The following is a 12,237-nucleotide window of genomic DNA, read 5'->3' as shown; positions in this document are numbered from 1 at the left end:
ACTTTTATCACATAGTTTTAAAATCATAACTCGATAAGTTTGTTGTATACATTTTTTAATTCAAAATGATATGACGAAAACTTTATTATTTTTGTCGATATTCATGTCAGGTCTTGCTTTTTCCCAGGAAGATTTGCTCAAAGATATTGACACGCTCAAAACTACCGAAACTTCTCCACCAGCCTTCAAAGCTTTACAGGTAGTTACCGGGCAATCCACCAAACTTACAGCCAAAAACGAATGGTATATTGTAGTGGCTCACCGCTTTGGGGATATAAGTACCGGCTTTAAAAACTTTTTTGGATTGGATGATGCCTCTACGAAGTTAGGAGTAATCTATGGGGTTACAGACGGGCTCTCCTTAAGCCTTTCAAGAGAAACCAATATGAAAACTTTTGAAGGAACAGCCAAATACAGACTGATAAAGCAAAATGAAAAATTCCCTATAGATATTGTAGGATACAATGTAGTGGCCGTAAATACAGATTTAGATAAAGACAACTATCCGCACTTGAAGTTTGGGGACAGGCTTTCTTATCTTACACAAGCATTAATTTCGAGAAGATTTAACGATAAATTTTCCCTGCAGTTAACACCTTCTTATGTTCACAAAAATTTATATGATCCAAATATAGAAGACAAAAACCAATTTCTGGCGGGATTAGGGGGACGCTACAAGGTTTCCAAGAGAATCTCTGTGAATGCAGAATATTTTGTCAATTTTGATAATCACAGTTTCTATAAAAATCCATTGTCATTAGGAGTGGATATAGAAACCGGGGGACATGTGTTCCAGCTTTTATTCACCAATTCCCAGCTTAATTCCGACATCGGATATTTATCCAATGCAACCGGCGAGTGGGGAAAAGGCCATATTTTCTTTGGGTTTAATCTTTATAGAGTTTTTTAAAATGAAAAAGATACTATACATATCATCACTGGCCATTACTCTAATCGCTTGTGAAAGCAGAACCTATGAAGAAATCTCAGACAACACCCCTATTGTTGAGAAAGTAACCTATAATAAAGATGTAAAGCCTATAGTAGAAGCCAATTGTGTAGGGTGTCATTCCCCGGGACCACAAGCTTTGACGAATTATGATCAGGTAAAACAAAATATAGATAATATTCTGGATAGAATTCAAAGACCGAATGGTGATCCGGGAAAAATGCCGCAGGGCGGAGCTTTATCACAAACCCAGATCAATATTTTCATCAAATGGAAAGCGGATGGTCTTGTAGAAAATTAAAAAACAGAAAAAATAGGAAAAATGAAAAAGGTACTATTAATTATAATGGCGTTGCTGTTCAGCGATCAGGCCTGGGCTCAGAAGTACAGCTCGAAAACGGGAAAGGTGACGTTTGAGGCTTCTGTTCCTTTGTTTGAAGATGTTTTTGCGCAGGATGACAATAATGTTGTCGTGCTGAATACGGATACCGGAGACATAGCGTCTGTATCTGCGGTTAAAAACTTTCATTTTAAAGTGAAATTGATGGAAGAGCATTTCAATGAAAGCTATGCCGAATCATCAAAATATCCGAAAACCACTTTTACGGGAAAAATTTTGAATTTCGATAAAACCAGGCTTACTGCGTCACCTCAAAAATATACTGTTCAGGGGAAACTTAATTTTCATGGTGTGGATAAAGCAGTTACTTCATCGGCAACCATTTATTCTAAGGATGGTAAGATATACATGCAGGGCGGCTTTGTAGCAAGACCGGCAGATTATAATGTAAAAATTCCCAAAATGGTTACAAAGAAAATCGCAGAAAATGTAAATGTTGAATATAATTATATACTGGTAAAACAATGAAAAATCTTCTCTTAATAATCAGTATGTGTCTGAGCAGTATATTTTTATCTGCTCAGGAAACGGCAAAATCTATTTATGATATTGCCAGAAACGGAACGGTCGCCGAAGTAAAGGAGATGATGAAACAGAATCCGGACGTCATCAACCAGGCTAATGAAAATGGTTTTTCTCCGCTTATTTTAGCATGCTACAGGGGGAATGTAGAAGTGGCTAAATTTTTGATGGATAACGTAAAAGACATTAACTATAAAAGTCAGGAAGGAACGGCATTGGCCGGCCTTTCTGTAAAGTATAATAAAGAACTCGTAGAGTATTTATTAGAGAAGAAAGCTGATCCCAATATTGCAGATTCTACAGGATCCACACCTTTATTTTGGGCGGTGAAATTCGGGAATAAAGAATTGATAGAATTATTATTAAAGCATAAAGCTGATAAGTCTAAAAAAGATTCAATGGGAATGACTCCATTTGAATATGCCCTACAAACAAATAACAAAGAAATCATCAACCTCTTAAAAAATTGAATATGAAAAAAGTTTTACTAACACTAAGTTTAGCTCTTGCAGGGACTGTTGGAGCACAATTTTCTTCCGGGACAGTAAGTCTGGGAACAACAGGAATGACAGTAAGGCTGGAAACTACACCAACTCTGGCTACTTTAACAATTACGGGAAACAGTACTTCTTATTTGGGAATGGGATTTGGAGCAGTAGGAGATGGTATGGCTGATGGTGCTGATGGATTTATATATAACGCAACTGCTAACAGGGATTATACATTTAATGGAGTTGGAAGTGCACCATCTCCTGATGCTGGTGGCCAAGATTGGACAGAAACTTCTAATACGGTTTCAGGTACCACAAGAACTGTAATTGCAACAAGATCACTGACTGGAGGAGCTGGAGATATGGCAATTCCTAATGCGGCCGGACCAATTCCTATTTTCTTTGCCAGAGGAGGAAGTACAACCATTACTCAACACAGTTCTACCAACAGAGGATATGCGACATTAAATATGGCTGCTACTCTGGGAACGCAAGAGGCTGCTCTGGCGGAAAGTAAAAAAGTAGTCCTTTACCCTAATCCCGCAAAAGAGACGGTAAGCTTTAAAAACTTTGATAAAATTAAATCCATTGATATTTATGAATCTTCAGGAAGAAAAGTAAGATCAGTAAAAATGGATGGTGAAAATATTAGGGTTTCTGATTTGAAATCCGGAAGTTATTATTTCGAGATCACACTGAAAGACGGAACATTAACTTACGAGAAATTAATTAAGGAATAATTATAAAGCCACTGAAAAGTGGCTTTTTTATTGACAACCATTCTAAAATGGGCTTTTAATGTTTTTTTAACCTGCCAAATTTTCAGCAGCGGAATACAGATAGTAAATTTGCTAAAAATTTTTCTTATGAAGCGTGGAATACAACTATTCTTGCTGTTTGTTTCTTTATCAGTTTTTGCTCAAAAAGATAATGTAGATACGGCTCAGATCATCATTCCGAACCGGTATAATAGTGTGGAAGCTCAAACAAAGCCTTATGTGATTATGATTTCTGCGGATGGTTTTCGTTATGATTATGCCCAAAAATATAGAGCTGAGAATTTGTTGAAACTCTCTTCACAGAACATTCAGTCCAAGGCAATGATTCCCAGTTACCCAAGTATCACATTTCCGAATCATTGGAGTCTGGCTACAGGCCTTTATCCCTCCCATCATGGTTTGATTGATAATTATTTTTATGATTATCAGAGAAAAGAAGGATATGCCATGAGCGATAGGAAAAATGCTGAAGACGGAAGCTGGTACGGTGGAATTCCGCTTTGGGGATTGGCCGAAAAACAGGGAATGATCTCTGCCTCTTTAATGTGGGTAGGTTCTGCAAGCGATGCAGGGGGTAAAAGACCAACCTATTATTATCCCTATCACGAAAAGTTTACACCTTCTGAGAAAGTAGATAAAGTGATCAATTGGTTACAGTTACCGATGGATAAACGACCGCATTTCATTTCATTATATTTTCCTGAAGTAGATGGGAGTGGCCATCATTACGGGCCTGACAGTAAAGAAACCGAGAAAGCGGTTCATCTAGTTGATGAAGCTGTTGGTGAGCTCGTTCAAAGAGTCAATAGTTTAGGACTAAAAAATGTGAATTACATATTTGTTTCAGATCATGGAATGATTAAAGTAGACGGCGGTAATCCTTTGGAAATACCTGAAATATTAACGGATAAAAATAAATTCGATTATTATAACTCTCAAACTTTATTAAGAGTGTATGTAAAGAATCCGTCCGAAGTGAAAGACGTCTATAAAGAATTAAAAGCTAATAAGACTGATGATTATGAAGTATATTTGGATAAAAAGTTTCCGAAATACCTTCATTTTTCAACGAAAGATGATCAATATAACAGAATAGGGCAAATCCTCTTAGTCCCTAGAGCACCGAAAGTATTTCTGCCTAAAGGGAAAACAACATCTGTAGGAAAGCATGGATATAACCCGAGAATAGTGCCTGAAATGAAAGCCACTTTTTTTGCATGGGGACCGGAATTCAAAGAACATATGGTTATAGATGAATTCTCTAATGTAAATGTTTATCCCTTAGTTGCTGAAATCTTAGGGTTGAAAATAGAACAACCGATAGACGGGAAATTAAAAATTTTAAAGAAAATATTGAAGAAATAAATTTCGGCGCACCGAAGGTGCGCCGAAATTATTCACTAATTTAGAATGAGGAAATAAATTTGCCGGATGACGTCACATCAAAATATAGGAACGCATACTTTTTATACTTCTTTTGGGGAAATTATTGCATTAAAAGAAAATGGTGTTATCAAGGCCAAAAGCATTCGCTATGCCCATTCTGAAAGATATCAAATGCCTGTTCCCGCTCAGCCTTCGGCCTCAGAAATTGCTTTCAGAGAGAAAACTCCGGTGTGTCCCCAAGTGATAAGCCCGCTTCTGGAAAGATTAATAGAAAAAACAAATCTGGAAAAATTCGAAGTAGATGAATCACCGCAATTCCTCACCGTTACGCGCCCTGAAAAGATTGATAAAAATGAAAAATTGTCTGTTGTCGTCTGGATACATGGTGGCTCTTACGAAGTGGGTTGTGGAGATCTTCCGACTTCTGATCCGGGGATATGGGTAAAAGAACAGAATATTATTGTTGTTTCAGTCTCCTATCGTCTCGGGCTTTTCGGGTTTTTAGGCGGAGATGAAAAAAGACCGCCCAATCTTGGTCTTTTTGATATTATAGAAGCTTTGCGGTGGATTAAAACCAACATAGAGAGTTTTGGAGGCGATCCTGAGAATATTACTCTTTTCGGGCAATCTTCCGGGGGTGATGCCGTAGCCCATCTTATCATTTCAGAAAAGGTCGAAGACTTATTTCAAAGAGTGATTATTCACAGTGCTCCGTTAGGATTTCGACATAAGAGGCAGAAAATGTCCGCAGAACTGTTCAGGAAAACAGAATATCTGAAAGATGAAGCAGATGTTCTGAAAATGATGGAAGAATATCCTCAACATTTACCCTCCGTTATGAAATATGGCCTGAAAGCCTCTATGCCCTTTTGTCTGCAATATGGTTACCCACCTTTATGTAAAGAAGAAGAAAGTCTTGAAAGGTGGAAAGAAAATGCCGGAAAATATGATGTTTTAATAGGGTTGAATAATGATGAAACCGCTTTCTATGTGAAAACCGCTGAGGAAGGAATGTATACCTATTTGCATGATAGTATTCTCAATAGAATAGTGCGGGCAACAACGAAATTCATTTATGAAAATCCTGCCCGTATTTTTGCGGACAACTATGCAAAGGGAGGCGGAAATATTTACCTTTTCAAAATTCACTCAAAAGTCAGACATAATGCTATCGGAGCTTCGCACTGCATTGATCTTCCCTTGATTTTCGGGAATGAGGAAGCTTGGAAAACAGCTCAATTGTTAGATGGAATTCCGTGGGAGTATATCCATGAAAACGGAAAGAAGCTGAGAGCACTTTGGGCTGAATTTGCCCGAAACGGAAATATTTCTGATGAATCCGAGAGGCCTGAAATTCTGGAGCTCCGAAAAGTTTAGGTATACATTTTAATTATCAGGTAAAATTTTTGTGGTCAAGGAGTTACTCAGGGACCCATACACTCACATTTCCTGCAGGAACAGGGAAGTTGCCCCAGCCATTTTTATCAATAATCACTTTTTCTTCAAATCTTTTAAGCAGGTCCTGGAATTTTTTTCCTGCGTACTGTTTTCCTATTTCCATAGGTTTATGATAAGCATCCTTATTGCTTAAAACCACGGCACACCCTGTATGCTCATCATCACCTTCACGAACCCAACCTAAGCAATTGGCATCCTCAAAATAATCTCTTTGTACTCCGTAAGCATGATCTTTTCTGGCTTTTAAAAGCTCCTCAATTCCATCTACTTTAGGTAAGAAAATTTCCTGGTCATGTCCCGCTCTGTCTTTGTCCACATAATGAGCTCCGTACAGATCAGGATAAAAAATACACGGATAACCGTTTTCTCTTAATAAAATCAATGCATAAGCTAGTGGTTTGAACCAACTTTCAACCGGTGCTTCAAGATCCTGCAAAGGCTGAGTATCATGATTATCCACCAGGCTTACAGAATGGAGTGGGTCAGCCTGTGTAAGAGTTTCGTCAAAGATTCTTCTTAAATCATAAGAATCCCCCTCTTTGGAAGCATTATGAAAATTATTCTGAAGAGAGCTGTCAAAAAGGCTCATACAGCCTTCGGTCACTTCAATATATTTCTGGAGAAGATTTAAATATCCCGGAGCCCAATATTCACCTACGGCAAAAATGTCTTTTCCGGAATTGGAGCGCAGCAGCGTTAGCCACTCCTTATAAAAATCGAAGGAAATATGCTTTAGGGCATCCAGTCTTACACCATCAAAATCAGTTTGATCAAAATACCATTTTGCCCATTTATTGAGTTCTTCCCGCACGTGAGGATTACGATGTTCAATATCGTTGTACATCAGGTAATCATAATTTCCTTTTTCATCATCTATCATTTCTTCCCAGCCGTTTCCGTATTCAGACTGTATTTTAAAGATGTGGGAATTCTGACCTTCTGCATAATCTACACCACTAAAGCAGGTGAAATTCCATTCAAAATCCGAATATTTTTTGCCTCTTCCGGGAAATGTAAATTTAGTGTAAGACTGAATATCAAAAAATTCCGAAATGATTTTATTCCGGTTATTTTCATCTACTTTTGCCGCTTTGAAAGTTTCCAGTTCATCGCCGCCGCCCTTATGACCAAGAACAATATCCACAATAACCCGAATGTTATTTTCCTTAAGAGCCTTAATCGCATTCAGATAATCTTCCTTGCTTCCGTATTTGGTAGGAATAGTCCCTTTTTGATCAAATTCTCCTAAATCATACAAATCATAAGAATCATAGCCTATAGAATAGCCGCCGTTGGCACCTTTATAGGCAGGAGGGAACCATACGGATGTAATTCCCAGGCTGGCTAAATGCTTTGCTTCCTTTTCAGCTTCTTTCCACAGTTTTCCACCACCTTCCGAGTACCAATGGAAAAATTGAATCATGGTCTGGTTCATCATAATGCAGGATTTGGTTACTACAATGTAGTGAAAAAATCTCAATTAATAATTTTCGAACTCTTTAAACGGGATTTTTAGTTGAACAGAAACCTGTTTTTTCTCCTCTGTATTGAGGTGGGAGAGGGATAATCCTAATAAACGGACAGGCTTATCAAAAGGGCGAAGCTCCCAGAGTTTTTTTGATGTTCTGAAATATTCTTCTTCAGAGCTGAAGTACTCTTCCTTGGTTATACTTCTTGTGAAAAGGGAAAAATCTTTGTATTTGATCTTCAGGGTTAATGATCTCCCGAGAATGTTGTTTTTTTGCAGCCTTTGATTTAGCTCGGCACTTAAGCTGCTTAATTTTTCATCAATCTGCTGTTCGTCAAAAAGATCCTCGAAAAAGGTGCGTTCAACGGCAACACTTTTTTGGATTCTGTGAGGCTTTACCTCCGAAGTATGAATTCCTCGTACCACATTATAGTAATAGGTTCCTGATTTTCCGAACAGTTTTACAAGCTCATCTATGGATTTTTTCTTCAAATCTTTGCCTTTAAAAATCCCTAATGTAAACATTTTATTGGCGGTGACTTTTCCTACTCCGTAAAATTTCTCAACAGGGAGTTCTTCCAGGAAACCTTCAATTTTATCAGGATGAATGGTTTTTTGTCCATTAGGTTTATTGATGTCTGAAGCTACTTTCGCCAAAAATTTATTTACGGAAATCCCAGCGGAAGCAGTCAGTCCGGTCTGTTCAAATATCTTCTGCCGTATTTCCCGTGCAATCTGATTGGCAGATTCTATCCCCTTTTTATTTTCGGTAACATCAAGGTAGGCTTCATCTAAAGAAAGTGGCTCCACCAGATCCGTATATTCATGGAAAATTTCACGTATTTTCCTGGAAATCTCTTTATAACGGGCAAATCGGGGTGGAACAAAAATGAGATGCGGACATTTTTCCTTGGCCGTTTTACTGGGCATTGCCGATCGGACTCCATACTTTCTTGCTTCGTAACTGGCTGCGGAAACAACCCCTCTGTGGCCTCCCCCTACAGCAATAGCTTTTCCTCTTAATGCCGGATTATCATGCTGCTCCACGGAAGCATAAAATGCATCCATATCTACATGAATAATCTTGCGGATGGGAAAAGGAAAATCCATATCACAAAGATATGGATTCTTGTATTTCTGATGATTCAAATATCATACTTTCAACCTCATAGTAAGGAGGAGCGGTTCAAAGCCCGCCTTTTCATATGCCTTCACCGCCGATTCATTCTGATCATATACTTCCAGCCTCACTTCGGAAATTCCCTTTTCCTTTGTCCACTCCAGAAGCTGATTCAAAATTAATTGATTAATACCTTTTCTCCTGTGTTCTGGTTTCACAAACATAAACCCGAGGTAGGCATATTCTTCAAAATTATAATACTGTTTTTCAGCTTTCTGGATTAGAGCATATCCTGATGCAACTATTTCATTATTTTCTTCGGCGACCAATAAAGTGGCTTGTGGAGAATCAATTAAATAATCTAATTGATAATAATGGATTTCACCTTCGGCCAAAGTGCTGTCAAACGGTCTTTCAGCCGCAATCACTCCCTGCTCAAATTCAAGGAGTATGCTCAAATCACCTTTTGTAGCTTTTCTTATAATCATTATTTAATCATTATTTAGAATCTTTTAGCAAGGCGTTGATGGTTGATTGAATTTCCGGGTCTTCCGGGGAAATGGCGTAATATTTTGCAATTGCGGATTTCTGATCAATCACCATATATCTTGGAATCCAGTTAAGGTCAACATAATTATTAAAGTCATTTTTCCAACCGGAAGAGAACCAATAATTGTTCTTTTCTTTCATATGGAACCTTTCAAGGCTTTTGTCAAAACCTTCTTTTGATCTTTCCAGTGAAAGAAATATAAAATCTACATTGGGGTTATTTCTTTCAAGCTCTTCCGCTTTTGGAAGTGCTTTCAAACAGTCTCTGCACCATCCTGCCCAGAAATCAATGACCACAACTTTCCCTTTATGCTGATCAAGGATCTGCTGTATGGTAATAGCTTTTCCTTCCTCATCTTCCAGTTTCTGCTGCAAAGCTTTTTTAGAAAAACTGGTTTTAAGAACTTTCGGAACTTCCTGCGAACAGCCCAGTCCGAAAATACCCATCATCAATAAGAGCAATAGCTTTTTCATTTCAAATCATTTTTTGCAAATCTAAACAATGAAACGTAATTACGGATTCATTTTGTATGAATTAGTAAAAATTTAAGAATTGAGAAATTCTATGATGGTAAAAATTAAACCGGCATCAGATGGATGCCGGGCAATAATATTGTTGTTAATTCTTTAATTTTTTCTGACATAATCCAGGATGATCTGATTGAATTCTTCCTTCTTATCAATAATAACATTGATCGGCCAGTAGTACACAATATCTCTGAGATAGTCAAAAGTTTTCAGACGAACATAGTCTTTTTCTGTGGTAAGAATTAATTTATATTCTCCTAATTTCTTGTATTCAGCAACGATTTTTTTGATGTCATCATCCGAAAAATTATGATGATCCCTGAATTTTAAATGTTTTACTCTTTGTGAAAACTTAGCCAGGTGTTCCAATAAAGGTTTCGGATTGGCAATTCCGGTGATGAGAAGGATGTCGTAATAATTCAGATTGTTGTCAGGAAGCATTTTTTCTCTTCCGTATACATTTTCATCATATCCAATAGAAGAGAAGAACACTTTCTGGTGACGATCAGGTCTGATCCTTGAAATATAATATCTCTTGGTTTCTTCTGTTAATTCGTCAGGGCATTTGCTGACCATGATGATATCGGCTCTTCGTGATCCGGCTCTTGATTCCCTCAGATCTCCGGCAGGAAGTAAATGGTCTTTGAAGTAAGGATCATTGAAATCCGTCATAAGAATATTGAATCCTGCTTTTATGGCTCTGTGCTGCATAGCATCATCCAAAATCAGCACATCAAGATCCATATCTTCAATCACTTTAGTGGCTCCGGGAACTCTTTCTTCGGATACAGCAATGACGAAACGGTTTTTGAAACGTTCAAACAATTGCATAGCTTCATCACCTACCGTTTTATAATTGCTGTCATAGTTCGTGATCATGTAGCCTTTTGTTAACCTTCCATACCCTCGTGAAAGAACGCCGGTTCTGTAATGTTTGGATAAATATTGAGCGAGATACATCACCATGGGTGATTTTCCGCTTCCGCCCACAGACAAATTCCCGATATTGATTATCGGTGTTTTGAATTTTGTAGATTTAAAAATCCCAAGATCATACATTGTGTTTCGGATACCCGTTGCCAAATGATAACCGAGGGAAAAAGGATAAAGGTACCATCTTTTCATACGCTTGCAAAAATAAGAATTCCCACAGGATTTACTTCAATATTCTCAACGAGTTTTCAACAAATATTTCATTAAATTAAAGTATTTTTGTGGAGTTATAGTAATACATTGAGGTACTTTATTGAGTTTTCATACAACGGTAAAAATTATTTCGGCTATCAGATTCAGCCGGATGCCGTTTCTGTGCAGGAAGAATTGGAAAAAGCGCTTTCCACGATATTGAGAGAAGATATTAAAACAACGGGAGCAGGAAGAACGGACACAGGTGTTCATGCCAGAAAGATTTTTGCCCATTTTGATACGGAACAGGTTTTGAATGATCAGCTTGCCCACAGATTGAACAGCTTTCTTCCACCAGATATTTCGATTAAAAAAATATTTCCGGTGAAGGATGATTTTCATGCTCGTTTTGATGCAACGTACAGAACGTATGAGTATTATATTTCCCTGGAGAAAAATCCTTTCACACAGGATTCTGCGTGGCAGCACTGGAAAAGACCGTTAGATATTACTTCTATGAATGAAGCCTGTAAGATCTTATTTGAATATGAAGATTTTACAAGTTTTGCAAAATTAAAGACCGACAATAAAACCAATATCTGTAAAATATATAAAGCAGAATGGGAACAGAACGGGAGTGAATTGAAATTCACTGTCTCAGCCAATCGTTTTCTCCGGAATATGGTGAGAGCGATCGTCGGAACAATGGTGGAAATCGGAGCCGGAAAAATGAAACCCGAAGATTTACGAACAGTCATTGAAGATAAAAACCGAAACTCTGCAGGAACTTCTGCACCGGGACATGGTTTGTTCCTGGTAGATGTGGGGTATGAATTTGAATAAAATATAATGCCATGACCGAAATCGAAAAATTGAGTTTTGCTCTGCAGCAGTTTGCCGGTCTTTCGGAAGAGGATTTCAAGCTGTCGGAAGATTTTTGGCTGCCTAAAGAATATAAAAAAGGAGACTTTTACAATCTCCGTGGAACGGTTTGTACCTATTTTGGGTTCATCGTAGATGGCGTTTTCCGCTCTTACACGATAGATGAAAAAACCGGAGAAGAGAAAAATGTTTTCCTGTATTCCGCCAATGGCTTTGTGGTTTCCTTTAAAAGCTTTATCAACCAGATTCCCTGTGATTACCATACTCAGGCTTTAACGGATTCTGCTATTATTTATATCCGGTATACAGACTTACTTTCTTTATATCAGCAATCACATCAATGGGAAAAGTTCGGCAGGTTACTGGCTCAGGAAGCGTTCAATGTAACCATGACAAGGATTGAAGGTTTTCTGCTCAAATCTCCTGAAGAACGTTATCTGGACCTGATCAAACAACATCCTGATATCTTCAATAATGTCCCGCTTTATCATATTTCTTCTTATTTAGGTATTCAGGGGCCTTCTTTAAGCAGAATAAGAAAAAGAATTTCAGGGAAATAATACGATTTTAACCCAAGTTA

Annotated in this window: 14 protein-coding genes; 9 read left to right on the top strand and 5 right to left on the bottom strand. The window is 37.8% G+C overall.

The window, feature by feature from the left end:
• The first annotated feature begins 70 nt into the window (after positions 1-70).
• From ACGHIN_RS03510 to ACGHIN_RS03480, 7 genes are all read left to right on the top strand, one after another.
• On the top strand, positions 71-910 hold the full coding sequence (locus tag ACGHIN_RS03510) for a DUF5777 family beta-barrel protein (RefSeq protein ID WP_390450860.1): 840 nt from the start codon (positions 71-73) through the stop codon (positions 908-910).
• A 1-nt stretch (position 911) separates the two neighbouring features.
• Entirely contained in the window at positions 912-1,250 is a 339-nt protein-coding gene (locus tag ACGHIN_RS03505; protein ID WP_390450858.1) for a c-type cytochrome, read from the top strand.
• Positions 1,251-1,271: 21 nt separating this feature from the next.
• Positions 1,272-1,817: a YceI family protein gene (locus tag ACGHIN_RS03500; RefSeq protein ID WP_390450856.1), complete on the top strand. Its 546-nt coding sequence runs from the start codon at positions 1,272-1,274 to the stop codon at positions 1,815-1,817.
• On the top strand, positions 1,814-2,341 hold the full coding sequence (locus tag ACGHIN_RS03495; protein ID WP_390450854.1) for an ankyrin repeat domain-containing protein: 528 nt from the start codon (positions 1,814-1,816) through the stop codon (positions 2,339-2,341). Before ACGHIN_RS03500 ends, ACGHIN_RS03495 begins: the two co-directional genes overlap by 4 nt.
• 2 nt (positions 2,342-2,343) lie before the next feature.
• Complete coding sequence (locus tag ACGHIN_RS03490) at positions 2,344-3,102, top strand: T9SS type A sorting domain-containing protein (protein ID WP_390450852.1); 759 nt, start codon at positions 2,344-2,346, stop codon at positions 3,100-3,102.
• Positions 3,103-3,228: 126 nt separating this feature from the next.
• Entirely contained in the window at positions 3,229-4,506 is a 1,278-nt protein-coding gene (locus ACGHIN_RS03485; protein WP_390450850.1) for an alkaline phosphatase family protein, read from the top strand.
• A gap of 66 nt (positions 4,507-4,572) precedes the next feature.
• Entirely contained in the window at positions 4,573-5,904 is a 1,332-nt protein-coding gene (locus tag ACGHIN_RS03480) for a carboxylesterase family protein (protein WP_390450848.1), read from the top strand.
• Between the two features lie 43 nt (positions 5,905-5,947).
• Here ACGHIN_RS03480 and ACGHIN_RS03475 read toward each other — a convergent pair whose 3' ends face one another.
• The 5 genes from ACGHIN_RS03475 to lpxK form a co-directional block, all read right to left on the bottom strand.
• Positions 5,948-7,423, bottom strand: a complete 1,476-nt coding sequence (locus ACGHIN_RS03475; protein WP_390450846.1) for an alpha-amylase — start codon at positions 7,421-7,423, stop codon at positions 5,948-5,950.
• A gap of 42 nt (positions 7,424-7,465) precedes the next feature.
• Positions 7,466-8,563, bottom strand: a complete 1,098-nt coding sequence (gene dinB, locus ACGHIN_RS03470; protein ID WP_390450844.1) for a DNA polymerase IV — start codon at positions 8,561-8,563, stop codon at positions 7,466-7,468.
• A gap of 42 nt (positions 8,564-8,605) precedes the next feature.
• Positions 8,606-9,061 (bottom strand): GNAT family N-acetyltransferase, encoded by a 456-nt coding sequence (locus ACGHIN_RS03465; protein ID WP_390450842.1) that lies wholly within the window; start codon positions 9,059-9,061, stop codon positions 8,606-8,608.
• A gap of 10 nt (positions 9,062-9,071) precedes the next feature.
• Positions 9,072-9,596 carry a TlpA family protein disulfide reductase gene (locus ACGHIN_RS03460; protein ID WP_390450840.1) on the bottom strand — a complete coding sequence of 175 codons (525 nt, stop codon included), beginning with the start codon at positions 9,594-9,596 and terminating at the stop codon, positions 9,072-9,074.
• A 153-nt stretch (positions 9,597-9,749) separates the two neighbouring features.
• On the bottom strand, positions 9,750-10,775 hold the full coding sequence (gene lpxK / locus ACGHIN_RS03455) for a tetraacyldisaccharide 4'-kinase (RefSeq protein WP_390450838.1): 1,026 nt from the start codon (positions 10,773-10,775) through the stop codon (positions 9,750-9,752).
• Positions 10,776-10,862: 87 nt separating this feature from the next.
• Here lpxK and truA point away from each other — a divergent pair, with 87 nt between their 5' ends.
• On the top strand, positions 10,863-11,618 hold the full coding sequence (truA, locus tag ACGHIN_RS03450) for a tRNA pseudouridine(38-40) synthase TruA (RefSeq protein ID WP_390450836.1): 756 nt from the start codon (positions 10,863-10,865) through the stop codon (positions 11,616-11,618).
• 11 nt (positions 11,619-11,629) lie between these two features.
• A complete protein-coding gene (locus ACGHIN_RS03445) occupies positions 11,630-12,217 on the top strand; it encodes a Crp/Fnr family transcriptional regulator (RefSeq protein ID WP_390450834.1) in 588 nt (195 codons plus the stop codon).
• Positions 12,218-12,237 lie beyond the last annotated feature (20 nt).

This window comes from Chryseobacterium barbadense (assembly GCF_042849955.1).
In the GTDB taxonomy this organism is placed as follows: domain Bacteria; phylum Bacteroidota; class Bacteroidia; order Flavobacteriales; family Weeksellaceae; genus Chryseobacterium.
The sequence above is the reverse complement of the archived record's forward strand: the minus strand, read 5'-3'. Positions and strand labels throughout refer to the sequence as shown.